The 25,244-nt window shown below is 59.9% G+C and carries 26 protein-coding genes and 1 pseudogene; 17 read left to right on the plus strand and 10 right to left on the minus strand.

Annotated features, from left to right (window positions below; translation table 11 throughout):
* The first annotated feature begins 130 nt into the window (after nt 1-130).
* Nucleotides 131-925, plus strand: coding sequence for an SDR family oxidoreductase (locus BJ917_RS15530; protein WP_121103777.1), 795 nt, complete (start codon nt 131-133; stop codon nt 923-925).
* A gap of 31 nt (nt 926-956) precedes the next feature.
* Nucleotides 957-2,231, plus strand: coding sequence for a beta-ketoacyl-ACP synthase II (fabF, locus tag BJ917_RS15535; RefSeq protein ID WP_096512797.1), 1,275 nt, complete (start codon nt 957-959; stop codon nt 2,229-2,231).
* On the opposite strand, the gene BJ917_RS15540 is transcribed toward fabF, so the two are convergent.
* Entirely contained in the window at nt 2,228-2,782 is a 555-nt protein-coding gene (locus BJ917_RS15540; RefSeq protein ID WP_121103778.1) for a TetR/AcrR family transcriptional regulator, read from the minus strand. The two genes, fabF and BJ917_RS15540, sit on opposite strands and share 4 nt — an antisense overlap.
* A gap of 175 nt (nt 2,783-2,957) precedes the next feature.
* Here BJ917_RS15540 and BJ917_RS15545 point away from each other — a divergent pair, with 175 nt between their 5' ends.
* Both BJ917_RS15545 and BJ917_RS15550 read left to right on the plus strand, forming a co-directional pair.
* The gene (locus BJ917_RS15545) at nt 2,958-3,611 is read left to right on the plus strand and encodes a GntR family transcriptional regulator (protein ID WP_096512795.1); all 654 of its coding nucleotides are present in this window, start codon (nt 2,958-2,960) and stop codon (nt 3,609-3,611) included.
* Nucleotides 3,612-3,626: 15 nt separating this feature from the next.
* Nucleotides 3,627-4,478 (plus strand): DUF1989 domain-containing protein, encoded by an 852-nt coding sequence (locus BJ917_RS15550; RefSeq protein WP_096512794.1) that lies wholly within the window; start codon nt 3,627-3,629, stop codon nt 4,476-4,478.
* A gap of 87 nt (nt 4,479-4,565) precedes the next feature.
* Here the strand turns inward: BJ917_RS15550 and BJ917_RS15555 are convergent, their stop codons facing one another.
* The gene (locus BJ917_RS15555; RefSeq protein WP_121103779.1) at nt 4,566-4,733 is read right to left on the minus strand and encodes a DUF2897 family protein; all 168 of its coding nucleotides are present in this window, start codon (nt 4,731-4,733) and stop codon (nt 4,566-4,568) included.
* A 104-nt stretch (nt 4,734-4,837) separates the two neighbouring features.
* Nucleotides 4,838-5,383 (minus strand): dTDP-4-dehydrorhamnose 3,5-epimerase, encoded by a 546-nt coding sequence (gene rfbC / locus BJ917_RS15560; RefSeq protein ID WP_096512792.1) that lies wholly within the window; start codon nt 5,381-5,383, stop codon nt 4,838-4,840.
* 225 nt (nt 5,384-5,608) lie between these two features.
* On the opposite strand from rfbC, the gene kdpF reads away from it, so the two are divergent.
* From kdpF to BJ917_RS15590, 6 genes are all read left to right on the plus strand, one after another.
* Nucleotides 5,609-5,698, plus strand: coding sequence for a K(+)-transporting ATPase subunit F (gene kdpF / locus BJ917_RS15565; RefSeq protein WP_007899818.1), 90 nt, complete (start codon nt 5,609-5,611; stop codon nt 5,696-5,698).
* Nucleotides 5,699-5,706: 8 nt separating this feature from the next.
* On the plus strand, nt 5,707-7,401 hold the full coding sequence (gene kdpA / locus BJ917_RS15570; protein WP_121103780.1) for a potassium-transporting ATPase subunit KdpA: 1,695 nt from the start codon (nt 5,707-5,709) through the stop codon (nt 7,399-7,401).
* Between the two features lie 10 nt (nt 7,402-7,411).
* On the plus strand, nt 7,412-9,469 hold the full coding sequence (gene kdpB, locus BJ917_RS15575) for a potassium-transporting ATPase subunit KdpB (RefSeq protein WP_121103781.1): 2,058 nt from the start codon (nt 7,412-7,414) through the stop codon (nt 9,467-9,469).
* A 157-nt stretch (nt 9,470-9,626) separates the two neighbouring features.
* Nucleotides 9,627-10,172 carry a potassium-transporting ATPase subunit KdpC gene (kdpC, locus tag BJ917_RS15580; protein ID WP_121103797.1) on the plus strand — a complete coding sequence of 182 codons (546 nt, stop codon included), beginning with the start codon at nt 9,627-9,629 and terminating at the stop codon, nt 10,170-10,172.
* 130 nt (nt 10,173-10,302) lie between these two features.
* Complete coding sequence (locus BJ917_RS15585; protein WP_096512789.1) at nt 10,303-12,954, plus strand: sensor histidine kinase KdpD; 2,652 nt, start codon at nt 10,303-10,305, stop codon at nt 12,952-12,954.
* A 48-nt stretch (nt 12,955-13,002) separates the two neighbouring features.
* Nucleotides 13,003-13,701, plus strand: coding sequence for a response regulator (locus BJ917_RS15590; protein ID WP_121103782.1), 699 nt, complete (start codon nt 13,003-13,005; stop codon nt 13,699-13,701).
* Nucleotides 13,702-13,845: 144 nt separating this feature from the next.
* On the opposite strand, the gene BJ917_RS15595 is transcribed toward BJ917_RS15590, so the two are convergent.
* Nucleotides 13,846-14,886 carry a patatin-like phospholipase family protein gene (locus BJ917_RS15595; protein WP_096512787.1) on the minus strand — a complete coding sequence of 347 codons (1,041 nt, stop codon included), beginning with the start codon at nt 14,884-14,886 and terminating at the stop codon, nt 13,846-13,848.
* A gap of 220 nt (nt 14,887-15,106) precedes the next feature.
* Here BJ917_RS15595 and BJ917_RS15600 point away from each other — a divergent pair, with 220 nt between their 5' ends.
* The 3 genes from BJ917_RS15600 to BJ917_RS15610 all read left to right on the plus strand — a co-directional run bounded on the left by BJ917_RS15600 (nt 15,107) and on the right by BJ917_RS15610 (nt 17,298).
* Nucleotides 15,107-15,385 carry a hypothetical protein gene (locus tag BJ917_RS15600; RefSeq protein WP_096512786.1) on the plus strand — a complete coding sequence of 93 codons (279 nt, stop codon included), beginning with the start codon at nt 15,107-15,109 and terminating at the stop codon, nt 15,383-15,385.
* Between the two features lie 127 nt (nt 15,386-15,512).
* Complete coding sequence (locus tag BJ917_RS15605; RefSeq protein ID WP_096512785.1) at nt 15,513-16,271, plus strand: CHAD domain-containing protein; 759 nt, start codon at nt 15,513-15,515, stop codon at nt 16,269-16,271.
* 229 nt (nt 16,272-16,500) lie between these two features.
* Nucleotides 16,501-17,298, plus strand: coding sequence for an acyl-CoA thioesterase II (locus tag BJ917_RS15610; RefSeq protein ID WP_121103783.1), 798 nt, complete (start codon nt 16,501-16,503; stop codon nt 17,296-17,298).
* 15 nt (nt 17,299-17,313) lie between these two features.
* Here the strand turns inward: BJ917_RS15610 and BJ917_RS15615 are convergent, their stop codons facing one another.
* The 3 genes from BJ917_RS15615 to BJ917_RS15625 form a co-directional block, all read right to left on the minus strand.
* The gene (locus tag BJ917_RS15615; RefSeq protein WP_096515514.1) at nt 17,314-17,679 is read right to left on the minus strand and encodes an Mpo1-like protein; all 366 of its coding nucleotides are present in this window, start codon (nt 17,677-17,679) and stop codon (nt 17,314-17,316) included.
* Between the two features lie 203 nt (nt 17,680-17,882).
* Nucleotides 17,883-19,367: a methyl-accepting chemotaxis protein gene (locus BJ917_RS15620; RefSeq protein ID WP_121103784.1), complete on the minus strand. Its 1,485-nt coding sequence runs from the start codon at nt 19,365-19,367 to the stop codon at nt 17,883-17,885.
* A 191-nt stretch (nt 19,368-19,558) separates the two neighbouring features.
* The gene (locus tag BJ917_RS15625) at nt 19,559-20,368 is read right to left on the minus strand and encodes a TatD family hydrolase (protein WP_121103785.1); all 810 of its coding nucleotides are present in this window, start codon (nt 20,366-20,368) and stop codon (nt 19,559-19,561) included.
* 247 nt (nt 20,369-20,615) lie between these two features.
* On the opposite strand from BJ917_RS15625, the gene BJ917_RS15630 reads away from it, so the two are divergent.
* The 4 genes from BJ917_RS15630 (at nt 20,616) to BJ917_RS15645 (ending at nt 23,477) form a co-directional block, all read left to right on the plus strand.
* Entirely contained in the window at nt 20,616-22,037 is a 1,422-nt protein-coding gene (locus tag BJ917_RS15630) for a transglycosylase SLT domain-containing protein (RefSeq protein WP_121103786.1), read from the plus strand.
* 103 nt (nt 22,038-22,140) lie between these two features.
* Nucleotides 22,141-22,575: a DoxX family protein gene (locus BJ917_RS15635; RefSeq protein ID WP_096512780.1), complete on the plus strand. Its 435-nt coding sequence runs from the start codon at nt 22,141-22,143 to the stop codon at nt 22,573-22,575.
* Nucleotides 22,576-22,748: 173 nt separating this feature from the next.
* Nucleotides 22,749-23,117: a glycine zipper domain-containing protein gene (locus BJ917_RS15640; protein ID WP_121103798.1), complete on the plus strand. Its 369-nt coding sequence runs from the start codon at nt 22,749-22,751 to the stop codon at nt 23,115-23,117.
* A gap of 147 nt (nt 23,118-23,264) precedes the next feature.
* A complete protein-coding gene (locus BJ917_RS15645; protein WP_121103787.1) occupies nt 23,265-23,477 on the plus strand; it encodes a hypothetical protein in 213 nt (70 codons plus the stop codon).
* Between the two features lie 299 nt (nt 23,478-23,776).
* Here BJ917_RS15645 and BJ917_RS15650 read toward each other — a convergent pair whose 3' ends face one another.
* From BJ917_RS15650 to BJ917_RS15660, 3 genes and pseudogenes are all read right to left on the minus strand, one after another.
* Nucleotides 23,777-24,169 (minus strand): hypothetical protein, encoded by a 393-nt coding sequence (locus tag BJ917_RS15650; protein ID WP_121103788.1) that lies wholly within the window; start codon nt 24,167-24,169, stop codon nt 23,777-23,779.
* An 85-nt stretch (nt 24,170-24,254) separates the two neighbouring features.
* The gene (locus BJ917_RS15655) at nt 24,255-24,650 is read right to left on the minus strand and encodes a hypothetical protein (protein ID WP_096512776.1); all 396 of its coding nucleotides are present in this window, start codon (nt 24,648-24,650) and stop codon (nt 24,255-24,257) included.
* Nucleotides 24,647-25,244, minus strand: a pseudogene (locus tag BJ917_RS15660) (type IV secretion protein Rhs); the annotation flags it as partial. The pseudogene BJ917_RS15660 and the gene BJ917_RS15655, both read right to left, overlap by 4 nt.

A 25,244-nucleotide genomic window follows, 5' to 3' on the forward strand; every position in this document is an offset into this window, starting at 1 on the left:
CTGTCGGTGCTGTGAAAATTATGGCTATCATATGCAGATTAGATTATGCCTATAATAAATTCGTTTGCCGCTGAGGCGCCCTGACATTCCGCGCCAGGCTTTCCCTTTAGCATTTCACAGGAGCACTGCCATGAATTCTGTTCAGTCCCAAGGTACGGCCCTCGTCACCGGTGCTTCTTCCGGTATCGGCGCGGTTTACGCGCAGCGTCTGGCGTCACGTGGTTTTGATCTGCTGCTGGTTGCTCGCGATCAGCAGCGGCTGGACGACGCGGCGAGCAAATTGCGCGCTGAATATGGTGTTCAGGTCGAGGTGGTCAAGGCGGATCTGACGCAAAAGGATGACGTGTTCAAACTCGAGCAACGCTTGCGCAGCGATTCGAGCATCAGCTTGCTGTTGAACAATGCCGGCGTGGCGGCCGATGGCTTGCTGGGTAATGCCGATACCGATCAGTTGGAGCGGATGATCCAGTTGAACGTCACGACGGTCACACGTCTGGCTTCGGCAGCGGCGGCCAGTTTTGCCAAGGCGGGTCGGGGCACGATCATCAATATCGCGTCAGTGGTGGCGCTGTTTCCCGAGCGATTCAACGCCACCTACAGCGCCAGCAAGGCGTATGTATTGAGTTTGACCCAGTCGTTGAACGCAGAGCTTGATGGCACCGGGGTCAAGGTCCAGGCTGTGTTGCCAGGGGTCACACGTACTGAAATCTGGGAGCGCTCCGGTATCGACGCGTCGCAGATCCCGGCAGAAATGGTCATGGAAGCGGGCGAGATGGTCGACGCGGCATTGTCGGGGCTGGATCAGGGCGAATTGGTCACCATTCCGTCGCTGCCGGATGTCGCCGACTGGGACAAATTCGTTGCGGCACGTTACGTCATGGCTCCGAACCTTTCCAAAAGCAAAGCCGCCGCGCGTTACAAATGAAGCGCGAGAATTCGGCAAGGGGAATTGCGGTATGAACGATCGTCGAGTGGTTGTAACGGGCATGGGCCTGGTGTCTCCGCTGGGTAGCGGAGTCGAAGTGGTCTGGGGGCGTCTGTTGGCCGGGCGTTCCGGGTTGCGCAATTTGCCGGACGAAGTGGTAGCCGATCTGCCGGCCAGGGTCGGCGGTGCAGTGCCGACCCTGACGGACGATGCCGAGGCGGGATTCAACCCGGACCTGGCAACGCCCCCCAAGGAACAGAAAAAGATGGACCGCTTCATTCTGTTTGCCATGGAAGCGGCGCGTCAGGCGCTGGAGCAGGCCGGTTGGCAAGCGCAGACCGCCGACGCCCAGGAACGCACGGCTACCATCATCGGTTCCGGCGTGGGTGGTTTCGGTGCAATTGCCGATGCGGTACGCACGACAGACAGCCGAGGCCCGCGGCGGTTGTCGCCATTCACTATCCCCTCGTTCCTGGTCAACCTGGCGGCGGGGCATGTGTCGATCCAGCACGGTTTCAAAGGCCCGCTGGGTGCCCCGGTGACAGCCTGTGCGGCTGGGGTCCAGGCGATCGGTGACGCGGCGCGGCTGATTCGTTCCGGTGAAGCGGATATCGCGGTGTGTGGCGGCGCGGAGGCGGCGATCGATCGGGTCAGCCTCGCGGGATTTGCTGCCGCTCGCGCTTTGTCCAGCGCTTACAACGACACCCCGGAACGTGCCTCGCGCCCCTTCGACAGTGGCCGTGATGGCTTTGTCATGGGCGAAGGTGCTGGCCTGGTGGTGATCGAGTCCCTGGAGCATGCCTTGGCCCGTGGAGCACAGCCTCTGGCGGAGTTGGTCGGCTACGGTACCAGCGCCGATGCTTTTCACCTGACCGCGGGTCCCGAAGATGGCAACGGTGCGCGTCGCGCGATGTCGTTGGCATTGGCTCAGGCCGGCGTTTCACCGGATCAGGTTCAGCATCTGAATGCGCACGCAACCTCGACACCGGTAGGCGATCTGGGCGAGCTGGCAGCGATCAAGGCATTGTTCGGTGCGCAAAACGGCATCGCGGTGACCTCCACCAAATCGGCCACAGGGCATTTGCTCGGGGCGGCGGGTGGGCTTGAGGCGATCTTCACGCTGCTGGCGATTCGCGACCAGGTTGTACCCGCGACACTGAACTTCGATGATCCGGATCCCGCCACCGAAGGCGTGGATATCGTCCATGGCCAGGCCAGGCCGATGGCCATCGAATACGCGTTGTCCAATGGCTTCGGGTTTGGCGGAGTCAATGCCAGCGTGTTGTTCAAGCGCTGGCAGGGTTAGTCCTGTGAGTTGAGGTGTTCGCGCGTGACGTCGAGTATCCGCCGGGCGAACTCGACGTCGGCGACGCTGCGCGATAACAACAGGGCGCCGACGAGCGTAGCCATGATGACAATGCTGCGTTCGTCGGCGTTTTCGCCTTCAAGGGTGCCTTCGATCTGGTCGAGTCGGGCCTTGAGCACCAAGTCGCTGGTTGGACTCGGCTGGCCACGTAAGCCCAGCTCCGAAGAAATGGTCAGCAGCGGGCAACCTTCGTGGGGCGAAGTCTTGTGCCATTCAGACAAGTAGGCATCGATGAACGCCTGCAGCGGGCGATCCTGGGCGAACAGCTCGGCGCACACCCCGGCGACTTGATCGCCAGCGGCTTGTAACGCCTTTTCCACCAACTCATCCTTGGATTTGAAGTGCGAGTAAAAGCCACCGTGAGTCAGTCCCAGCGACTTCATCAGAGGTTGCAGGCCGGTTGCGCCGATACCGTCACGGCGAAAGCGTTCTGAGGCTTCCTTGATGATGCGCTGGTGGGTCTGGGCTTTATGGTCCTGCGAGTAACGCATCTGATATCTCCGCATCAATGCGCCATATTAACCAATGAAAATTGGATGGTGACTGTACTTCTATTTCTAAAAAGCGTGCAGATGCGTCGAATCGGGCGCAAATGGGCGCATTTCTTGGCATGAATAGTGATTACTCATAAGTTGACGATTGTTGAACAATCCTGAGGCGTTGAGTATGAACAGCGGACTGTCCCTGGCCGATCACATCACATTGGAGTTACGTGCCGATATCATCGGCGGTCGTTTACTGCCCGGTATGGCACTGGTGGAAAACGACCTGGTATCGGCCTACAACGCCTCGCGCAATACCATTCGTGAAGCCTTGCATCGGCTGGGGCAGGAAGGCCTGACCCGTTATGTGCGCAATAAAGGCGTGATGGTACGCCGCCTGGGATTTGAGGATGTGCGGGATCTGTTCAAGGTCCGACGCACACTGGAATTGCAGGCCATCAGCACGAGTCGCCCACTGCGCGACTATCAATCCGACCGGATGCTCGAAGCCCTCGAAGCCACCGAACTGGCCCGGGAGCGCGAAGACTGGCGCGCGGTCGGCACCCACAGCCTGGCCTTTCATCAACACATCGTCGGGTTGCTGCGCAGTCCGTTATTCGATGAGTTCTTCACCAATGTCGTGGCGCAATTGCGCCTGGTGTTCTGCACCGCTCCCGACGAATCGAGTTTCCAGGCGCCCTGGCTGGCTCGCGACCGACATATCCATGAGTTGCTGGTCGAGGGTGACAAGCCCGCCGCCGAGGATGCGATGAGCTGTTATCTCGACGACTCCGAATACCTGCTGTTGCAAATGCTTGTTCCAGATTCCCATCACTGATCGAGGTTTCGTGCCATGTACAAAGACTATCCGGCGGCCTATCAAGTCAGCAAAGGCTCGGCCTTGCAGGTGGACAAAGCCTTCTACGAACGGGTGCGCGACGCGAAGGACGGGCGCACGCTGATCGAGTCCTTCGAAGTACCAATTCGCACTGGCCGCGCCTGGACAGTCCCGGCCGGGCATGTGTTCAGGGTGACGACCCCTGTCGGTCCGCAGGTGGGGGACTTCAACGTCTGGAATGCCCATGATCCGCGCGAACGGCTTTGGGCTTCGCGCACCCGACAATTGCAGGGCGCACACGTCAGCACCCATGACCGGCTCTGGTCGAACCTGCCGTTTTTACGGCCGCTGGTGACCATCACCGATGACAGCCTGGCCGGTTACGGCATCGATGAGCATGGGGGGCGCCTGCACGATTTGCTCGGCACCCGCTGCGATCCCTATGTGAACAAGATGCTCACTGGCGAAGATTTCCATCATCACTGCCATTCCAATCTGACCCGCGCCGTGCTGCCCCATGGTCTGACCGAATTTGACGTGCATGACGTGCTGAACATTTTCCAGTGCACGGGACTGAATCACGACGACATGTACTTCATGAAAGCCTGTCCGGCGCAGAAGGGCGACTACCTGGAGTTTTTTGCCGAGATCGATCTGTTGTGTGCACTGTCGACCTGTCCGGGCGGTGATTTGTCGCTGGCCATGTGGGGGCCGGATGCACAAGACCCGCTGAGCGTGTGTCGTCCATTAGGGGTGGAGATCTATCGTCTGGAGGATTCATTGCTGGAGGGCTGGAGCCAGCCGGAGCGTGCGGCGTACAAAGGGCTGCATGGCTTGCACATTGCCAAGGCGGATTGGGAAAAGTAACTGCAAAAAAGATCGCAGCCTTCGGCCGCGCCTACAGGGAAACGTATATTCCGTGCAGGCGCTGCCGAAGGCTGCGATCATTTTTATCTAGCGGTCCCGCGCATCCTTGGCGTCCGCTTCCGCGTTGCGTTCGGCCACGCGTCTACGTTGTTCATCGGTCAACTCGACCTTGTTGGCAGTGTCACGCAGCATCATCAGGCCGCCAACGATCGAGCCGATTGCAACGATCAGAATCAACCAGGCATACCAGGGCATAGGAGTCTCCTTGAAGGCAGGCCGATTGACGGGTTTTGCCAATCGATCGCGCTTACCACTTTTGAGCGACTAATTTTCGCAGTGGTTCAATTGTGCGCCTGGATTCAGGAAAAGACTTCAGCGTCCTTGAACAATTGCCCGGCCTGGTCCTTCGCGGACAATTGCGGGGCTTCGTCAAGTTGCCAGTCGATGGCAAGGTCCGGATCGTTCCAACGAATGCTGCGTTCAGCCGACGGAGTGTAGTAGTTGGTGGTTTTGTAGAGGAATTCGGCAAATTCACTCAACACCACGAAGCCGTGAGCGAAACCCTCCGGAACCCAAAGCTGACGACGATTCTCGGCGGACAGGCGTACAGCAACCCATTTGCCGAAATGCGGTGAGCTGCGGCGAATGTCCACCGCCACATCGAGTACTTCACCTGCCGTCACGCGAACCAATTTGCCTTGGGTGTTTTCCAGCTGGTAATGCAGGCCACGCAACACGCCTTTTTGAGAGCGCGAATGGTTGTCCTGAACGAACTGAGTGGTTAGACCCGTGGCGTCTTCAAAAGCCTTTGCGTTGAAGCTCTCGTAAAAAAAGCCCCGTTCATCACCATATACCTTCGGCTCGATGATCAGAACACCGGGCAGGTCGGTGGTGATTACATTCATGGTGTTTCTCCAGCAATAAGCACGATGGCCCACATTCTTGCGCAAAGTGCTGACCGGCACGAGGGCCGATGTAGAAAACCCTTCAAAACCCAGGCGTAACCCCACCGTAAACTCACTCTTTACGCTTTCTTTATGCCCCGCCACGCCCCTCGGTCTCGTTCCTTTACAGCCTTCCTTCCGACAATGAACCACACGCGGCAATACGCCGTAACACGGAGATCTTCCATGAGCGTTCTGGACGGGGTGTCACTGCTGCTGGCAGTGGGGCTGTTCATTTATCTGTTGGTTGCGCTGTTGCGCGCGGACCGGAACTAGGAGCGGCTATGCACAGTTATGACTATTGGCTGATCCTCGCGTTTTTCGCGGTGGTATTGGTCCCGGCGCCGTTTCTCGGGCGCTTCTACTACAAGGTAATGGAGGGCCAGCGCACCTGGCTGACGCCGATCCTCGGTCCGGTCGAGCGTGGTTGCTACCGGTTGTCCGGGGTCGATCCGCAGGCCGAACAGAGCTGGCAGAAGTACACCCTGGCCTTGCTTGCCTTCAACCTCGCGGGTTTCCTGCTGCTGTTCGCGATCCTGTTGTTCCAGGACCATTTGCCGCTCAACCCACAAAACCTGCCGGGCCAGGAGTGGACCCTGGCGTTCAACACCGCCATCAGCTTCATGACCAACACCAACTGGCAGGCCTACAGCGGTGAAGCATCCCTGAGCTACCTGAGCCAGATGGTCGGCCTCACCGTGCAGAACTTCGTCAGCGCCGCCACCGGGCTCGCTGTACTGGTTGCTCTGTGCCGTGGCATCGGTCGCAAATCCACCCGCAACCTCGGTAACTTCTGGGTCGACATGACCCGCGCCACCCTCTACGGTTTGCTGCCGCTGTGCTTGCTGCTGGCGCTGTATCTGGTGTGGCAAGGTGTGCCGCAAACCTTCGCGCAATACGTGAATGCGGTGACGATGCAGGGCGTCGATCAAGTGATCCCGCTGGGTCCTGCCGCCAGCCAGATTGCGATCAAGCAACTGGGCACCAACGGCGGCGGCTTCTTCGGTGTCAACTCGGCGCATCCGTTCGAGAACCCGACTGCCTGGGCCAACCTGTTCGAGCTGGCGTCGATCATCCTGATTCCCGTCGCGCTGGTGTTCACCTTCGGCCACTACGTGAAAGACCAGCGTCAGAGCCGGGCGATCATCGCCTGCATGCTGGCGCTGTTCCTGATCGGCGGCGCCACTTCGTTGTGGGCGGAATATCAACCGAACCCGGCCCTGAATAACGTCGCCGTCGAGCAGACCGCGCCGCTGGAAGGCAAGGAAGCGCGGTTCGGTACTACTGCCACCGTGCTGTGGTCGGTGACTACGACGGCGGCCTCGAACGGTTCGGTCAACGGCATGCACGACAGCCTCAACCCGCTTAGCGGCATGGTGGCGCTGGTCAACATGATGGTCGGCGAAGTGATCTTCGGCGGCGTCGGTGCCGGGCTCTACGGCATGTTGCTCAACGTGTTGATTGCTGTATTCCTCGCCGGCCTGATGATCGGCCGCACCCCGGAATACCTCGGTAAAAAGCTGCAGGCCAGGGAAGTGCAATTGCTGGTGGCAACCTTGCTGGTCATGCCGATTGGCGTGCTGGTGCTCGGCGCGATTGCCGCCAGCCTGCCCGGCCCGGTGGCGGCGGTGAGCAACCCCGGCGCCCACGGCTTCAGTCAGTTGCTTTACGCCTACACCTCGGCCAGTGCCAACAACGGTTCCGCGTTCGGTGGTTTCAGCGCCAACACGCCGTTCCACAACCTGATGCTGAGCCTGGGGATGTTGATCGGTCGTTTCGGCTACATCCTCCCGGTCATGGCCCTGGCCGGCAGTCTGGCGGCGAAGAAAACCGCGCCGATTGGCCAGAACAGCTTCCCGACCCACGGCCCGTTGTTCGTGACCCTGTTGACCGTGACCATTTTGCTGGTGGGCGGCCTGACCTTTCTGCCAACCCTGGCACTTGGGCCAATCGCAGAACACCTGAGTATGGGCTTCTAAGGAATCCATCATGAATATGCCTGTAACCAAAACCGTCGCTGCCAAAGCGCCGGAACAACCGAAAACCGCGATCTCGGCCCTGTGGCGTCCGGCGCTGGTGCAAGCCTTCGTCAAGCTCGATCCACGGCAATTGCAGCGCGCGCCGGTGATGCTGGTGGTCGAGCTGACAGCGGTCCTGACCACCGTGCTGTGCTTCATTCCCGATACCGTGGTGCCGACCTTCGTCGCCGCGCAAATAGCCGTGTGGCTGTGGTTCACCGTGCTGTTCGCCAACTTCGCCGAGGCCCTGGCCGAAGGTAGGGGCAAGGCCCGCGCCGACAGTCTCAAGGCCGGCAGCGAAGGTTTGAGCGCCCGCCGTAGAACCGGCAACGGCACCTTTCAAGTGGTGCCGGCCACCAGCCTGCGCAAGGGCGATGTGGTACGCGTCGAAGCCGGGGAGATGATCCCCGGTGACGGTGAAGTGATCGAGGGCATCGCCGCGGTCAATGAGGCGGCGATCACCGGTGAATCGGCGCCAGTGATTCGTGAGTCCGGCGGCGATCGTTCGGCCGTCACCGGCAATACCCGCTTGGTCTCTGACTGGCTGCTGGTGAAGATCACCGCCAACCCCGGTGAGTCGACGCTGGACCGCATGATCGCTCTGGTCGAGGGCGCCAAACGGCAGAAAACCCCGAACGAAGTGGCACTCGACATCCTGCTGATCGGCCTGACCCTGATCTTCCTGTTGGTCGTGGTCACGCTGCAACCGTTCGCGCACTTTGCCAATGGCAGCCTGCCGCTGGTGTTCCTGGTGGCGTTATTGGTCACGCTGATTCCGACCACCATCGGTGGTTTGTTGTCCGCCATCGGTATCGCCGGGATGGATCGCCTCGTGCGGTTGAACGTGATCGCCAAGTCCGGCCGCGCCGTGGAAGCAGCGGGGGACGTACACGTCCTGTTGCTGGACAAGACCGGCACCATCACCTTCGGCAACCGTCGTTGCACCGCTGTCATTGCGGCACCGGGCGTAACCGCCAGGGAGCTGGCAGAGGGCGCCTTGTTTGCCTCGCTGGCCGATGACACGGCAGAAGGTAAATCCATCGTCGAATACCTGCGTGGCACTCAACCGCAGCCTGAGCCGGCCAGCGAATTACTGACGGCCGTGCCATTCAGCGCCGAAACCCGGTTGTCGGGTGTCGACTATCAGGGCCGCGTGTATCGCAAGGGCGCCGTGGATTCGCTGCTGGCGTTCGTCGGCCTCAAACGCGCCGACCTGGCTGCGTCGCTGTCCCGGGAAATCGACAAGATTGCCCAGAGTGGCGGCACGCCGTTGCTGGTGTGCGCCGACGGCAAACTGCTTGGCGCCATCCATCTCAAGGACGTGGTCAAGCCCGGCATCCGTGAACGTTTCGCCGAATTGCGCAAACTGGGGATCCGCACGGTCATGGTGACCGGCGACAACCCGCTGACCGCCGCGGCGATTGCCGCCGAAGCGGGTGTGGACGATGTGCTGGCCGAAGCCACGCCGGAGAAAAAACTGGCGCGCATTCGTCATGAACAGAACGACGGTCGCCTGGTCGCCATGTGCGGCGACGGCGCCAACGACGCCCCGGCCCTGGCCCAGGCTGACGTGGGCATGGCGATGAACGACGGCACCCAGGCCGCGCGCGAGGCGGCCAACATGGTTGACCTCGACAGCGACCCGACCAAGCTGCTGGACGTGGTGCAGATCGGCAAGGAATTGCTGGTGACCCGCGGTGCGCTGACCACGTTCTCCATCGCCAACGACGTGGCCAAGTACTTCGCGATCCTGCCGGCGCTGTTTGCCGCGATCTACCCGCAACTTGGCGTGCTGAACATCATGCACTTGAGCAGCCCGCAGAGCGCGATTCTCTCGGCGATCGTGTTCAACGCCCTGATCATCGTCGTGCTGATTCCCCTGGCGCTGCGTGGCGTACGGGTGCAGGCGGCGAGCGCGGCGGCATTGCTGCGACGCAATCTGCTGATCTATGGGCTGGGCGGGATTCTGGTGCCGTTCGTGGGCATCAAGGCCATCGACATGCTGTTGACGGCGATGCATCTGGTTTGACCTTGAGCGGCGATGTATCAGACACACCGCCTTCGCGAGCAGGCTCGCTCCCACATTGGAATGCGTCCCCCTGTGGGAGCGAGCCTGCTCGCGAAGAACACGACACGATGCATCTGACGGAACGCCGTATTTGTTTACCGAATTCGAGGATTTTGAAATGTCCACAATGATACGTCCGGCCCTGAGCCTGCTGGTCCTGATGACCCTGATCACCGGCGTCGCCTATCCCCTGGTGGTCACCGGCGTAGCCCAGGTGGCATTCCCGGATCAGGCCAACGGTAGCCTGGTCCGCGATGCCGATGGCAAGGTCCGCGGCTCTTCGCTGATTGCCCAGGATTTCGTCGGTGACGCCTGGTTCCACCCACGCCCATCGGCCGGTGCTTTTGCCACCGTGTCGAGCGGCGCCAGCAACCTGTCGCCGAGCAACCCGGCCCTGGCCACTCGCGTGTTCGACGACGCCAACAAACTGCTGGTGCCCGGCCAGGGTCCGGTGCCATTGGCAATGGTCACCACCTCCGGCAGTGGCCTCGATCCACACTTGCCACCGGCCGCAATTGCCTATCAACTGGCGCGTGTCGCCGCAGCGCGCAACCTGCCGGTGGCGACTCTGCAAAACCTGCTGGACGCGCACATCGAGCGGCCACTGGTGGGACCGCCCGTGGTGAATGTGCTTGAGTTGAATCTGGCGCTGGAAAAGCTCTAGATCGGCGGCGCGGCCATTTGCGAGCAGGCTCGCTCCCACATTGGAATGCGTGCCCCTGTGGGAGCGAGCCTGCTCGCGAAGACGGCCTGACAGGCACTCAATCAACACCTGAAAAAAGAGATCCCCAAGCATGAGCGACTCCGGCCGCGCCGACGCACTGTTAGCCAACCTGCCCCGCGATGGCCGTGGCCGGCTCAAGGTTTTCCTCGGCGCCGCGCCCGGAGTCGGCAAGACCTACGCCATGCTGCAAGCGGCCCATACCCAACTGCGTCAGGGCGTGAAGCTCATCGCCGGCGTGGTCGAGACCCATGGCCGCGCCGAGACCGAAGCACTGCTCGGCGGTTTGCCGCAGCAACCGCTGGTGCGCTCGGAATACCGCGGTGTGACCCTCGAAGAAATGGACCTCGATGGCGTACTCGCGGCCAAACCGAAACTGGTGCTGGTGGACGAATTGGCTCACACCAACGCACCGGGCAGCCGCCACGCCAAACGCTGGCAAGACATTCAGGAACTGCTCGCCGCCGGCATCGATGTGTACACCACGGTCAACGTCCAGCACCTGGAGAGCCTCAACGATCAGGTGCGTGGTATTACCGGCGTGCAGGTCCGCGAAACCCTGCCGGACTGGGTGCTGCAAGAAGCCTACGAATTGCTGTTGATCGACTTGCCGCCACGGGAGCTGCTTGAGCGCCTGCGCGACGGCAAGGTTTACGTACCGGAGCAGGCGCGGGCGGCGATCGATGCGTACTTCTCCCAGACCAACCTCACCGCGTTGCGGGAGCTGGCGATGCAGACTGCGGCGGCCCAGGTCGATAACGATCTGGCCCAGGGGTATCGTCAGCTTGGCCAGGCCGCACCGGCGGTGCGCGGTCGACTGCTGGTCGGTGTCGATGGCGATACCCAGGCCGAGCGTCTGGTGCGTCACGCCAGTCGCGTCGCCCAGCGTCGGCATCTGCCGTGGAGCCTGGTGCATGTGGACAACGGCAGCGTGCGTGACGAGCAATCGCGCCTGCGCTTGCAAAGTGCCCAGCAACTGGCCGAGCGCCTGGGCGGCGAAGTGGTGTTGCTGCGCGCCGGGGAGGTGGCGAAGACCCTGATCCAGCACGCCGCCGAGCGTCGCGCCAGCCTGGTACTGGTCGGCCAGTCCCGTCCGCGTTTGCGCCGGCGTCTGTTTGGCGGTGGCCTGGCGGCGAGATTGCTGCGCAATGCCAGTGGCCTGGAAATCAATGTGCTCGACAGCGACCATGAACAGCATCAGCCACGGCAACGCTCGATGCAGCCGCTGGTGTGGTTCGACTATGCCCTGGCCGTGGTGGCGACGGTGTTGGCCAGTGCCTTGGCATGGGCCGTGGCCAGTGTCCTGCCGCTGCCGAATATCTCGCTGGTGTTCCTCGCCGCCGTATTGCTGGTGGCGGTGCGCAGTAGCCTCGGCCCGGCGCTGGCCTGCGCCGCGCTGTCGTTTCTGACCTACGATTTTCTGTTCATCCCGCCGAATTTTTCCTTCAGGATCCAGCGCGAAGAAGACGTGCTGACCTTGCTGTTCTTCCTGCTGATGGCGGCCCTCACCGGTAACCTCGCGGCGCGGCAACGGCGGCAATTGCAGGCTCTGCGCGACACCCAGGAAGAAACCACCGAACTGCTCGACCTGTCGCGCAAACTGACGGCCGCCACCGACCGTCAGGCGGTCATCAGCGCGGCGGCCCAACACCTTAATGGCTGGAGCGATCTACAACTGTGCCTGCTCAATCGCGACGGCCAGAGTGGCTGGAAAGTCGAAACCGGTGGTCCGCTGGAATTCTCCGAAGCCGAACGCGCCGCCGCCGATTGGGCCTGGCAACACGATCAACCGGCAGGGGCGGGCACCGGTACTCTGCCGTTCGGGCGTTGGTGGTGGTGGCCATTGTCGGTGGAAGATGGACCGCTGGCGCTGCTCGGCGTGTGTGCCAAAGAGGGGCAGACCCTGAGCGGCCAACGCCGGCGCTTGCTGACCGCGTTGAGCCAGCCGCTGGCCCAGGCGCTGGCCCGCGCGCAGTTGGCCGACGACCTGGAGGCGGCGCGGCTGCACGGTGAAACCGAGCAACTGCGCAGCGCCTTGCTGGCCTCGGTGTCCCACGATTTGCGCACCCCGCTGACGTCCATGCGCGGCAGCATCGACAGCCTGTTGGCCCTCGGCGAAGCGATCCCGCTGAAGGATCGCCGCGAGCTGCTTGAAGGCACCCGCGATGAAGCCGAACGCCTCGACCGTTACATCCAGAACCTGCTGGACATGACCCGCCTCGGTCACGGCGCCCTGAAGCTGGCGCGGGACTGGGTATCGCCGGCGGACATCGTCGGCAGTGCGCTCAATCGCCTGCGCGCGGTGCTGGCGCCATTGCAGGTCAGCATCGAAGTGCCGGCGGAGCTGCCGCTGCTGTTCGTCCATGCGGCACTGATCGAGCAGGCGTTAATCAATGTGATGGAAAACGCCGCGCGATTCTCGCCTTCCCATGGGCGCCTGCAATTGAGCGCCGGGGCTGACGACACTGAGTTGTTTTTCTCGGTGAGTGACGAAGGGCCGGGGATTCCGGAGGCAGAGCGGGAGAAAATTTTCGACATGTTCTACACCGCCGCCCGCGGTGATCGCGGCGGGCAGGGGACCGGGCTGGGGCTGGCGATCTGTCAGGGAATGGTGGGTGCCCATGGCGGACGGATCAGTGTCGCCGACGGTATCGAAGGGCGCGGCACCTGCATTACCTTGCATCTGCCATTGCAGGCGCAGCCGGGGTACGAAGGTGAAGCCTGATCGTGCTTGCGTTACTCTTTTGCCAATTCTCCTTGTTGATGTGAATCCATGAGCCAGACCGCGACCATTTTGGTCATCGACGACGAACCGCAGATCCGCAAGTTCCTGCGCATCAGCCTCGTTTCCCAGGGTTACAAGGTGCTGGAGGCGGGCACCGGCAACGAAGGGTTGGCCCAGGCCGCGCTGAATAAACCGGACCTGCTGGTGCTCGACCTGGGGTTGCCGGACATGGACGGCCAACAGGTGTTGCGTGAATTTCGCGAGTGGTCGACGGCGCCGGTGCTGGTGCTTTCGGTGCGTGCCGGCGAAGGGCAGAAGGTTGAAGCCCTGGACGGCGGCGCCAATGACTACGTGACCAAACCCTTCGGTATTCAGGAATTCCTGGCACGGATACGCGCGCTGTTGCGACAGGCCCCGGTGGGCGAAGCGCAACAAGCGGCATTGACCTTCGGCCCGCTGACGGTAGACCTGGCGTATCGCCGGGTGATGCTCGATGGCAGCGAAGTCGCACTGACGCGCAAGGAATACGCGGTGCTGGCGCAACTGGCGCGGTATCCGGGGCGGGTCATCACCCAACAGCAACTGCTCAAGGACATCTGGGGCCCGACCCATACCGAAGACAGCCATTATTTGCGGATTGTGGTTGGGCATTTGCGGCAGAAGCTGGCGGATGATCCGACGCAGCCGCGGTTTATCGTCACCGAAGCGGGGGTGGGGTATCGGTTGTTGAGTGAGGGTAGCCTTTAGATTTGTGCTAAATGGACCGGCCCCATCGCTGGCAAGCCAGCTCCCACAGAGTTCGTCGGTGTTCACACCATTTGTGTGACCGCGAACAATCCTTGTGGGAGCTGGCTTGCCAGCGATGGGGCCCGCTAATTCACCCGAGAAACATCAGGAATCCCGATCGTTCTCATACCGATCCAGCGTATCCCGAGCAATCTCCCGCCCCAGCGCGATCAGCTCCGGCGCCTTGTAAAACTCGAAAAACCGGCACACCCGCTTCGGCACGTTGATCAGGATATCCGGTGGATACCCGGCGATCTTGTACTGCGCCAACGAGGTCTGCATCACCTCGAAACTCTGGTTGATCAAGTCCAGCAAGGACGCCGGCCCAACGTTGTCGATGATGAACGAACCGGTGGCCGATTTTGGCGCGCCGTCACGTTCAGGGGCGGCGGCCGGTTGCTGGGCTTCGGGTTCGGCGGATTCGATCCATGGGTTGATCTCGCCTGCCTCCGCCAACATCGCTTCCTTTTCCAGTTTGAGTAATTGTTCCGCCTGCGTGCGCCGGAACGGCATCTTCGAGCCGAGCGAGCTGATCAGGTTGTCGAATCGGGTCTTGAACGCGGCGGGCCGCTGGATCACCGGCATCTTATAGTGACGCTGGTTAGTGGAGTTGAGGTTGACCGCGATGATCAAGTCGCAATGACTCGATACCACTGGCACGATCGGCAACGGATTGAGAATGCCGCCGTCCACCAGCATGCGATTGCCCTGCATCACCGGGGTAAACAGACTGGGTATCGCCGCCGAGGCCCGCATGGCCTGGTGCAAGCAACCTTCCTGGAACCAGATTTCCTGTTGGTTGGTCAGGTCGGTGGCCACGGCCGTATAGGGAATGCGCAGGTCTTCGATATTGATCTCGCCGACGATCTTGCGGATCTGTCCGAACACCTTTTCCCCGCGAATCGCGCCGAGACGAAAACTGACATCCACCAGGCGTAACACGTCGAGGTAATCCAGGCTCTCGATCCAGTCGCGATAATCATCCAGTTTGCCGGCAGCGTAGATCCCGCCGACTACCGCCCCCATGGAGCAACCGGCGATGCAGGCGATGTCGTAGCCCCGCCGCTCGATCTCCTGGATGACGCCGATATGGGCATAGCCCCGGGCTCCACCCGAGCCCAACACCAGTGCGACACGCTTTTTCATGAATCGCCCTCGTTCGAATGCTTCAACAATGCACCCATCGAGGGCCGCGCTTCAATCGTTGAGGTCGCTCGGTGGAGTGAGTGCGTCGTTTTTTCGACAGCTTATGGCGGCACTTGATTATTCTCGCCAGCACTATAGTTTGCGCAGGCGATGGACGGCACTTTTCCCGCGCCACACCGTCCTACCTGCATGACTGTTTCCTATCTTTGAGGTGTAAGTAATGAAAGCCTGGATCTGTGTGCCATTGATTGCCCTGGTACTCGCCGGTTGTGCCGGCAAAACCGCCTATCGCGACAGCTGCGGCAGCGGGCTCGATGCGGCGTGGCATGAACTGGACCTGGCCAAGGCCGAGGGTTTCGCCGGCACCGTTAGCTACTCCAAGGCCCTGTCGCTGTTGACCGCAGCCAAGACCCAGCAGCAATTCGAAGGGTTCGAGGGTTGCGCCAAGAAAGCCGAGAAGGCGCGTTTTTATATTCGCGAGTCGAGAGCGGGGCGTTAAAAACACTGCTAATCCTGTAGGAGCCGGCTTGCTGGCGAAATGACCGCAACGATCACGCGACCTTGAGGTCGCTTTCGCTGGCAAGCCAGTTCCTACAGATTGGTATTGATTACGGAGTGCTCCCCCCATGATCAATCGGTTGGTGGCCCATGTCCTGGGTCTGGAAGTCCGTCTGCTGGCTATTCAGGCCCGCTTGAGTGCCCGTACCGATCCTGAAGCCTTGCATGATCTTCGCACCACGGTGCGCCGGTTGCGCAGCCTGCTGCGGCCATTGCGCGGCTTGCCCGGCGTTGAACAACTGGAGGCGGCGGCATCCCACGTTGGCGACCTGACCACCCCATTGCGCGATCGCGAAGTGCTGGCGGCGTACCTGCTCCAGCATGGTCAGCCTGAGGCCGCGCGTCGCCGCATGGTCCAGATGGCTCAGGCTTACCCGGCCGTGGCGACGAGCATGGAACTCACGCAGTTACTGTTGATCCTCGATGCGTTTCCACGCTTTTTGCGGGCAGCCCAGCGTCAAGAACTGCTCAACGGACTGGGCAAACTCATCGAAAAACGCCTGGCCAAGCAATGGAAGAAACTCGACAAGGCGCTGCACGACCCGGCCCACGACCGTCATCGTTTGCGTCTGCTGATCAAACGCGTTCGCTATGGTATCGAAGCCTATCCCGAGCTGAACCGTTTGCCGGACGCGGCAATGCCCAGGCTCAAGGCGGCCCAGGGGGCTTTGGGCGACTGGCATGATTGCGTGCAATGGTTGGCCATCGCGGAGCAGGAGGCGGATCTGCAGCCTTGTGTCGCGGAGTGGAAAACCGCCATGGTCAAGGCCGAACAGCGTGCTGACCGGGTCCTCGACAAACTCGACAAGGCCTGCTTCAAATCCTGAAAACTCCCCATTTACCTTTGTGGGAGCGAGCCTGCTCGCGAATGCGGTGTATCAGCTGCCATCGTTTTCGCAGAGTGCATTCGCGAGCAGGCTCGCTCCCACAGGGGATTGTGTATGGCATGGGGGGCCGAGCGGCCCTTCTGTCAGTGCATTTGGCCGGAATACGCGCTGTACAGCCTTCGCCGTCTGGTTAAGATCCCTTCATCGTTTTCCTGTCCTTGAGGTTTTCATGCGCTTTTCCGATCTGCTCGACGCCGTCCGCCGCCAGCCGCTGGAGCTGTCTATCCCGGCAGGATGGGCGCAAGGGCGAGCCAGTTTCGGTGGCCTGGTGGCCGCCTTGCAGTACGAAGCCATGCGCGCAAAGGTACCGGCGGATCGTCCGGTGCGCTCGCTGGCGATCACCTTTGTCGGACCGGTCGAACCTGAAGTGCCTGTCAGTTTTGAAGTCGATGTGTTGCGTGAAGGCAAGGCAGTCAGCCAGGTGCTGGGCCGGGCGGTGCAGAACGGCCAGGTGGTGACCTTGATCCAGGGCAGCTTCGGCGCCTCGCGGCCTTCTGAGGTCGCAGTGTCGGCGCACCCTGCGCCAGAGATGAAACATTGGGACGACTGCCAGGAGCTGCCTTTCATTGAAGGCGTCATTCCGGAGTTCATGCGCCATCTGGCGATGCGCTGGAGTGTCGGCGGAATGCCGTTCACCGGTAGCACCTCACGCCAAATGGGTGGCTGGGTGCGTTTGCGCGGCGATGTGAAGGAAGAGGCGGTCAGCGAAGCGCATATTCTGGCGCTGGTGGACGCCTGGCCACCGGCCGTGATGCCGTTTCTGAAAAAACCGGCCATGGGCAGCACGCTGACCTGGACCATCGAATTCGTGCAGCCCTTACTGGAGTTGAGCACACTGGATTGGTGCAAATACCTGGTCGAAACCGAGCACGCCGCCGACGGTTACGGCCACGCGGCGGCGAAGCTGTGGGATGTGGAAGGCCGCTTGATTGCCATGAGCCGGCAGACGGTCACAGTGTTTGCCTGATCAGTACACGCCTGATCAATGACGGCGGTGGCGCTCACGCCAGGCGCGCCACCAGCCTCCACTGAGGAAAAAGCGCGGAAAGGTCAGGAACTGCTCGACCATCAGGCGCGACACCGCGTCTTTGCGGTCACTGAACGGCTCGGCAGCTTGCGCTTCAAGGCTGTGACCGTGACGTTGCAAACCCAGCGCTGCGATCACACCGATGACGCCGATGGCGAGGTTCGCCAGATTCAGGTTGAACACCCCGCAAACAATCAACAGAAATGCCACGATGAACAGCGGTACGGCAATCAGGTGCAACACCAGATTGGTCGGGTGCTGGTGATTGTTCGGGTAGGCACGCCATTGCCAGGCGGGAAGGTTGGGATGACGTTTGCCCATGATGCTGATCCTCAAGTCCATGTTGAACACATGATTGAAGGATAGGCGCGGTAAATGCAGGCCGCGAATCAAGGTTGGCTATCGGAGTGATAGGGGTCATGGGCAATATTGATGTTGACCTTGATGACGCCATCGCGGGCAAGCCCGCTCCCACAGGGAATAGTGATCGACCTGTGGGAGCGAGCCTGCTCGCGATGGGGTCCTTACAGCCTGAGCTGTCCTATGGCCTTGCTCAACTCCCCCGCTAACACCGCCAACTCATGACTGGTAGTCGCTGAGCCGACCGTCTGCTGCACGGTGTTCTCGGTTACATCACGGATACTCACCACCGCCCGGTTCATCTCCTCCGCCACCTGGCTTTGCTGCTCGGCCGCCACCGCAATCTGCGTATTGCTTTCACGCATTTGCGCCACCGCGCCGGTGATTTGTGCCAGCGCCGCGCCAGCCTCTTGCGCCTGTTGCACGCAGTCATCGGCCTTGAACGAACTCTCCTGCATGAAGTCCACGGCGTCCCGCGTTCCGGCCTGCAACGCCGATACCATCACAGTGATCTCGTCGGTGGACGTCTGCACACGCTTGGCCAGGTTGCGCACTTCATCGGCGACCACGGCAAAGCCACGCCCCATTTCACCGGCCCGCGCCGCTTCGATTGCCGCGTTCAGCGCCAGCAGATTGGTCTGCTCGGCAATGCTGTGGATCACATTGACCACACCGTTGATCTTCTGGCTGTCTTCGGCCAGTCGCTGAATCATCTCGGCGGTTTGCTGTACACCGGTGGACAGCCCGGCAATCGACTGCTGCACGCGTATGACCACTGCCTGCCCGCTGCCGGCCAGGCTATCGGCCGATTGCGAGAGATCGCGGGTGGCGCCAGCGTGCTGGGCAATGTGGTGGACGGTGGCCGTCATTTCATTGATGGCCGTGGCCGCCTGATCGGTCTCACTCTGTTGGCCAAGCATGCCGTGACGCACTTCATTCATGCTCGACGCCAGCCGCGCGGCACCTTCGTCCAGTTGCCGGGCGGTGCTGGCGACGGTATTGACCACCCGCTGATAGCCAGCCTGCATGGCGTTGAAGGCATTGGCCATTTGCCCGACTTCGTCGCTGCACGCCAGGGGGACGCGGGCCGACAGGTCGCCGGTTTTCTCGACATGGAGCATCACGTCTTTGAGCATGTTGAGCTGGCTGAGCAGGAAACGGATCAACAATTGCGACGCGCCCAGCATGGCCAGCATCAGGATGAACACCGCTACGGCATAGTTCGCGAAGCGCTCGCTGAACACCTGACTCAGACTGGGGCCGCGGGCAATCACCGCAATCTTTTGGCCATCCGCGGGTGTGAATACCTCGGCGCCCAACAACAGGTTGTCACCGAAAATCGGCAGGTCGTTGATCTTGACCCAGCCATTTGCACTATTGGCCAGTTCCGGTATTGGCTGGCCATTGAACACCGGCGCCTGGCCGCGACTGAAGGTCAGCAGGTTCTCGGCTTTTGGCAGCGTCTGCCCGGCAGGCCAGGCACTGAGCAAGCGCGCCTGAACCTGGGCCGATACCTGCGCGGCCTGGCAGCGGGCTTGTTGTTCGAGCTGCACGGCGTACAGCACCAGCAGCAGGGTGGTGACGAAGGCGACGGCATTCACCGCCCAAAATTTGTATTTCAGCGAGATATTGCTAAGCCAGGCACCCATGGAGGTCTTCTCTGATAGCGGAAACAGTTTTGGCAAGGTGCCAGCATTGTGCCGCTATTCAGCTCATGGATTCTTGATGTGGATCAATGTGGGAGCGAGCCTGCTCGCGAATGCGGTGTATCAGTCAACTTCTACATTGATTGTTGCACCGCTTTCGCGAGCTGGCTCGCTCCCACAAGGGAAATTTGTGTTTACTGGGGGAGGGCAGGCAACCCGTAAAACGCCCGCGCGCAGGCAGTGGTGTGTGCCGCCAGGACTTCCTGAGTCTCCCCGCGATGCAACGCCACCTCACGCAACACTTCGGTCAAGTACGCCGGTTCATTGCGACCATTCTTCGGCTTCGGACGCAAACTGCGCGGCAGCAGGTAGGGGGCATCGCTTTCGAGCATGAGGCGCCCGCGCTTGATCTCTTTTACCAGTGGATGCAGATGCGTGCCCCGGCGCTCGTCACAGATCCAGCCAGTGATGCCGATGTGCAGGTCCATATCGAGGTAGCTGAACAGCGCCTTCTTTTCCCCGGTGAAGCAGTGCACGACCGCGGCCGGCAACTGGTCGCGGTAGTCGCGCAGGATCTCCAGCAAACGTTGACTGGCATCGCGCTCGTGCAGGAACACCGGCAACTGCATTTCGACTGCCAGTGCCAGGTGCTCTTCGAGGACTTTCTCCTGCTGCGGGCGCGGCGAGAAATCGCGGTTGAAATCCAGGCCGCATTCACCCACGGCCACTACGTTCGATTCCTTCAGGAGACTACGCAGTTGACGGGCGCTGTCGGCATTCCAGTCACTGGCCGCGTGAGGGTGAATGCCGGCAGTGGCGAACAGCCGTTGCGCGCTCGCATCCAGTTGCCGGCACAACTCCAGCGCCTGCTCGCTGCCCTCGACATTGGTGCCGGTGAGCACCAATTGGCAGACCCCGGCGGCATAGGCGCGGTCGAGTACAGCCTGGTGTTTGTCGGCAAAACTGGGGTTGGTCAGGTTGACGCCGATATCGATGAGTTGCATGGTGCTACCTCGGACCAAAGGCCGGAAAGCATATCAGAGCTGTAGATTTATAAGAAAAGCCAAGAACTACAACGAGTTATAGCTGTCTTCTGAGCCGTGCCCCTGATCCGCGTGCAGGGCAGGATGGTCAAAGTGCCATCACTGTGCCAGTCTTTCGCACTTTTTCAGCGCTCCAGGCACTGTGTCTTCAGTCATTTGATTGCATGAAATGCTCATGTCGTCGACCCGAATTCTTTCCGGAGAGTGGATGATTCGTCCCTCGGTTTTGCTACTGCTGTGCTGTTCGCTGCTGCTGCCGATGTCGGCGGTTGCGCGTCTGCCCGGGCCGCTGCAAGCCGTACCGGCGACCCAGGTGCGCGATCTGACGGAAATTCGCAACAGTCGCGTGTTGCGGGTACTGGTCAACCAGAGCCGCAATAGCTCGGGTGAAGTGCAGGGCCAGGCCATCGGCGTCGAATACCACCGCTTGCGCGCTTTCGAGCAATACCTCAACGGCCACGCCCGTGACGGTCAGGAAATCACCCTTAAAATCATCCCCAAGGCCAAGGATCAACTGCTCGGCGCGTTACAGCGCGGGGAGGGCGATCTGGTGGCGCCCGGGGAACTGCTCGATCTGCGAGCGGGGTACGCCGTCAGCACCAGTGAACCGATTGCCAGCAACATCCCGCTGGTGCTGGTGGGGATCAAGGGCGAACGTCGATACACCCGTCTCGAACAACTCTCGGGTAAAACCCTGGCCCTACCCACCGGCAGCGCGGCCGGGGATGCCGTCAGCCAGATCAATCAGAAGCTCGCCCTGCACAAGCTGCCACCCGTCAATATCGAGTGGGTTGACCCGAGCCTGGCCGTCGAGGACGTGCTGGAGATGGTCCAGGGCGGAATCTTTCACCTGACCATCGTCGAGCAGCCGATTGCCGAGCGCTGGGGCAAGATCTTGCCCAAGTTGCGTTTCGACCGACAGGTGCTGATCAGCGAGCCGGGCGAGGAGTATTGGTTCGTGCGCCGCGATGCGTCGATGCTGCGGGCGAGCATTGATCGCTTCCTCAGTGGCTACAAGAAACCGTCGGACCAGGATGCGGCTTTCCTGCGGATCTATCGGCGTCTCTATCAAGTGCACTATCCCTTGGCCAAGGCCGACCGCCAGCGTCTGGAAAAACTTCGCCCGGTGTTACAGAAACACGCCGATGCCCAAGGCATGGACTGGCTGAACCTTGCAGCACTGGCGTTCAAGGAATCCGCCCTGCAACCCATGGCCCGCAGTGGCAGCGGCCCGACCGGCCTGATGCAGATCACACCGTCGGCGGCTCAGCGGGTGGGGGTCAACAACATTCAGGATCTCGATGCCAATGTGCAGGCCGGGGCCAAGTACCTGGCAATGATTCGCCGCAAGTTCTTCGCCAGCCCCAAACTCAACGAGCGCGAGCGCATGGCCTTCGTGCTGGCCGCCTACAACATTGGCCCGGAGCGGGTTCAGGGAATGCGCGCCGAGGCGCGGCGGCGGGGCTTGAATCCGAATCAGTGGTTCTTCCAGGTCGAGCGTATCGCCATGGAACAGGTGGGAATGGGACCTGTCAGCTATGTTAATAGCGTGAACAAGTATTACCTGGCGTTCGATCGGGAGCGAGAGTCGTTGGAGCCCCAGGGGCAAAAGGTCGCCCTGCGCAAATGATCGAATAAACTGAAGTGTTATAGCGGTTTTTTGCGCTTTAAATATGATGTTTACTGATTAATATGGCGACCAACCCACACACTCTCACAATGGATGACACAGCATGAGCACACTGATCAACAAGGTTCTGTTTACCCGCGCTGGCTACGGCCTGACCGTTCTGCGAATTTTTGTCGGCATCATCTTCGCCGCCCACGGCTCGCAGAAACTCTTTGGGGCGTTCGGTGGCTACGGCCTGGCCGGGACCGCGCAGTACATGGAAAGCCTCGGCCTGACGCCGGGCTACCTGATGGCGACACTGGCGGGCGGTATCGAGTTCTTCGCCGGTCTGGCACTGATCATTGGCTTGCTGGCTCGCCCGGCAGCGCTGGGTCTGATAGTTCTTTCGCTGGTAGCGATCTTCTCGGTGCACATCAGTCACGGGCTGTTCATGGCCAACAACGGCTACGAGTTCGCCCTGGCCCTGCTCGGTGGCAGCATCGCGGTATTGAGCGAAGGCGCCGGCAAGCTGTCGGCCGACCGTGTCATCGCGGGTTGATCGATCCGATTAAACGAACGTTTTTCTCTGTGCGGCCTCAAAGCTTCAAATCCCTGAAGATTGCGAGGCACGCCATGACAGCGAATATCAGCGGCAAGGAAGTTGACAGCCATCGTGCAACACGATTCTTACTACCGGCCTTGATTCTCGGGCTGCTGCTCACTCCCCTGGCAATGGCGGCCGGTGACGGCGACGCCGCGGTCGGCGGCGGGATTGGCGGCGCACTGGGTAACGTCGTCGGCGGGCATATGGGCGGCAGTACCGGCGCTGCGATTGGCGCCGGTGTCGGTGGCGCCGCCGGTAGCGCAGTCGGCGCGCGCAAGGGCAGTCGCACAGAAGCGGCGGTCGGTGGTGGCCTGGGCTCGGCGGGCGGTTCGGTGATTGGTAACAGCCTCGGCGGCTCAACCGGTTCGACCATCGGCGCAGGCCTCGGCGGGGCGGCGGGGGGCGCGGTCGGCAACAACCTGGGCAGCGACCACGACAGCTCCCATTCCGGTGGGGGCCACAAACACAAGCATAATCACCGTAACAAACATCACTGATGTCGGTATCGCCCGACAGAACAAACCCGGCCAAGTGCCGGGTTTTGTGTTCCAGTGAATGACCGATTGTCTGTCTGATCGAACGCGTGCATCGCCGCTGCCTCGAAATGTCAGGGCCTGCCTTTCAGGCTCTCTGCGAGGTGCTCCATGAACGCTGATCCGAAAGACACCGACATCGACGATACCCCTGAATATCCGCTGCCTTCACCTACCGATCCCCTGAGCCGCGATCAGCGTCCACCTGATGATGACGCGGGTGTCGAGCAAGTGCCCAATGAAGACGTCAAGCGCATGGACGTTGAAGTGACCCCTGATGATCCGGACATCGCCGGGAAAGATTGTTCGGGTGAGCCGAGTTGATTTGCTCCCGCAATGCAGTGTCGCTCGTCGATTTTGTGGCCCCCTGGAAAGTGGCTGCTGCCTGAAGCTGCTGGCTGGCGAGACAGCGCTGACGGAGCTGACGCCATCGCGGGCAAGCCACGCTCCCACAGATTTTATGTTGATCCCGATTCTTACGCACGACACAAAACCCTGTGGGAGCGGGCTTGCCCGCGAAGAGGTAGTAGTAGGAATGGTGTGAATAATTCAGAAGTAGAGAGTTAGTGATTTGAGCTGTGCTTCTAGTGGGGGCATGTCGTAGACAAGCTTTAGAGTAAAAACTAATCGAAGTCACCAAAAGAGTTCATCCATTTTTGGTGAAAATCTCGCTGCTCGGAAATGTCGCTAGTAATGTTCTGATCGTCAAAATCGAAAATGCTGACTATTAAATCGAAAGATGCCTTTTCTCCGAGAGTTTTTTCATATGCAATAGCACCATTACTCATCTGTGAACACATTGAGGATGGAAAAACATTGATTTTTGCTCCTTTGCAAAGAAATTTTATGTTGGGGAATTCTTGCCTTATTTGTGCAAGGCATAAATATAAATCTTCATCGGTGTATGTTTTTCTGAATCCATTTTTTCTAATTAGTGTCAATTTGTTGTAGTTGTCTATAAGGATCGCGGTTTCTATAGAATGTTCGAGTTTTAGTTTTATCTTTCTTTTTGGCATATTCGTTCCGGATTATGTTCGTGCGGCACTGATAAGACACCATGTGGGAAAGGTGTTTATTTAAAAGATTGGTTTGGTAATGGGTTTATTGTTTGGTTAGCGAGGTTATCCATTTTTTATAGAAAGAAATTTGCTCTTCAATATTGCTTGTGATGTTTTCATCCTCATAATCAAATATGCGTACCACGTCTTCCTCCTCGCTGGATTTGCCAAGTTTTAATTCGTACGCGACGAGTCCCTTGGACATCTGGGATGACATTCTAGAGGGGTGGACATTCAACTTTGCTCCTTTGCACAGAAATTTAATCTTAGGGTGCTCGGCTCTTAACATGCCGAAGCATACAAAGAGATCGTAGGCTGTATAGGTTTTCCTTAAGCCGTCTTGCATTTCAAATGTGAGCGTGGATGTTCGCCTATCACATTCAATTATTGCTGTTTCAATGGTGCCTTCTATATCGATCGTTATTGTAAATGGCTTCATGGTTTCTTCCTTTGTGGGTTGGGTATCGAATACCCTTTGTAGCTACCATCATCGTTGACTGGTGTGGCGCCGACGATGTCGTAATTTTTAATTCCTCCGGGAAACGCAATTTCAACCTCCCGTTTGTGTGGGGACATTAGGCCAAGGTCCTTGTTTACATCTATTCCTTTAATGTTTTTCAATACATAAACATATCCATCAACAAGTCCGTAGCCAGTAGCAAATTTTATTGCTTCACTTTCTTTGATTGATGTGCTGACAAAATAACTTGGAGGGTTTCGATTGTCCACGGCATGTAGGTAAAGGTCTTTGCTATCTCCCAAAGGTTCAAATCCAGATTCAAAAATTTCCCATGGTTCTCGATCATCTCCACGGTATAAATAATAGTTCTCTTTTTTTTGACCTGGTTGGACAGGCTCCCCTTCATCAACCTTAGTCTTCGCGCTCGAATCCCGCTCCCCAACCGCCGGCCTTTTACACCCATCCCCACCCGGACAATCACTCAACCCCAACGGATCCACCCACCCCGTCGGGTTCGGCACATAGCGATAGGCATTCAAGCCACCCGCCAGCTTCACGGGATCCGGCGTCAGA

It is taken from the genome of Pseudomonas sp. WPR_5_2 (assembly GCF_003634475.1).
Lineage (GTDB): Bacteria > Pseudomonadota > Gammaproteobacteria > Pseudomonadales > Pseudomonadaceae > Aquipseudomonas > Aquipseudomonas izuensis.

Bases quoted from the DNA above. Each gene is read 5' to 3' on its own strand.
- BJ917_RS15605 (WP_096512785.1), top strand. From the start codon at position 15,513: ATGATCAATCGGTTGGTGGCCCATGTCCTGGGTCTGGAAGTCCGTCTG.
- BJ917_RS15545 (WP_096512795.1), top strand. From the start codon at position 2,958: ATGAACAGCGGACTGTCCCTGGCCGATCACATCACATTGGAGTTACGT.
- BJ917_RS15555 (WP_121103779.1), bottom strand. From the start codon at position 4,733: ATGCCCTGGTATGCCTGGTTGATTCTGATCGTTGCAATCGGCTCGATC.
- BJ917_RS15600 (WP_096512786.1), top strand. From the start codon at position 15,107: ATGAAAGCCTGGATCTGTGTGCCATTGATTGCCCTGGTACTCGCCGGT.
- kdpA (WP_121103780.1), top strand. From the start codon at position 5,707: ATGCACAGTTATGACTATTGGCTGATCCTCGCGTTTTTCGCGGTGGTA.
- BJ917_RS15620 (WP_121103784.1), bottom strand. From the start codon at position 19,367: ATGGGTGCCTGGCTTAGCAATATCTCGCTGAAATACAAATTTTGGGCG.
- kdpF (WP_007899818.1), top strand. From the start codon at position 5,609: ATGAGCGTTCTGGACGGGGTGTCACTGCTGCTGGCAGTGGGGCTGTTC.
- BJ917_RS15610 (WP_121103783.1), top strand. From the start codon at position 16,501: ATGCGCTTTTCCGATCTGCTCGACGCCGTCCGCCGCCAGCCGCTGGAG.
- BJ917_RS15645 (WP_121103787.1), top strand. From the start codon at position 23,265: ATGAACGCTGATCCGAAAGACACCGACATCGACGATACCCCTGAATAT.
- BJ917_RS15585 (WP_096512789.1), top strand. From the start codon at position 10,303: ATGAGCGACTCCGGCCGCGCCGACGCACTGTTAGCCAACCTGCCCCGC.
- BJ917_RS15640 (WP_121103798.1), top strand. From the start codon at position 22,749: ATGGCGGCCGGTGACGGCGACGCCGCGGTCGGCGGCGGGATTGGCGGC.
- fabF (WP_096512797.1), top strand. From the start codon at position 957: ATGAACGATCGTCGAGTGGTTGTAACGGGCATGGGCCTGGTGTCTCCG.
- BJ917_RS15655 (WP_096512776.1), bottom strand. From the start codon at position 24,650: ATGAAGCCATTTACAATAACGATCGATATAGAAGGCACCATTGAAACA.
- BJ917_RS15650 (WP_121103788.1), bottom strand. From the start codon at position 24,169: ATGCCAAAAAGAAAGATAAAACTAAAACTCGAACATTCTATAGAAACC.
- BJ917_RS15595 (WP_096512787.1), bottom strand. From the start codon at position 14,886: ATGAAAAAGCGTGTCGCACTGGTGTTGGGCTCGGGTGGAGCCCGGGGC.
- rfbC (WP_096512792.1), bottom strand. From the start codon at position 5,383: ATGAATGTAATCACCACCGACCTGCCCGGTGTTCTGATCATCGAGCCG.
- BJ917_RS15625 (WP_121103785.1), bottom strand. From the start codon at position 20,368: ATGCAACTCATCGATATCGGCGTCAACCTGACCAACCCCAGTTTTGCC.
- kdpC (WP_121103797.1), top strand. From the start codon at position 9,627: ATGTCCACAATGATACGTCCGGCCCTGAGCCTGCTGGTCCTGATGACC.
- kdpB (WP_121103781.1), top strand. From the start codon at position 7,412: ATGAATATGCCTGTAACCAAAACCGTCGCTGCCAAAGCGCCGGAACAA.
- BJ917_RS15590 (WP_121103782.1), top strand. From the start codon at position 13,003: ATGAGCCAGACCGCGACCATTTTGGTCATCGACGACGAACCGCAGATC.
- BJ917_RS15630 (WP_121103786.1), top strand. From the start codon at position 20,616: ATGATTCGTCCCTCGGTTTTGCTACTGCTGTGCTGTTCGCTGCTGCTG.
- BJ917_RS15615 (WP_096515514.1), bottom strand. From the start codon at position 17,679: ATGGGCAAACGTCATCCCAACCTTCCCGCCTGGCAATGGCGTGCCTAC.
- BJ917_RS15550 (WP_096512794.1), top strand. From the start codon at position 3,627: ATGTACAAAGACTATCCGGCGGCCTATCAAGTCAGCAAAGGCTCGGCC.
- BJ917_RS15635 (WP_096512780.1), top strand. From the start codon at position 22,141: ATGAGCACACTGATCAACAAGGTTCTGTTTACCCGCGCTGGCTACGGC.
- BJ917_RS15540 (WP_121103778.1), bottom strand. From the start codon at position 2,782: ATGCGTTACTCGCAGGACCATAAAGCCCAGACCCACCAGCGCATCATC.
- BJ917_RS15530 (WP_121103777.1), top strand. From the start codon at position 131: ATGAATTCTGTTCAGTCCCAAGGTACGGCCCTCGTCACCGGTGCTTCT.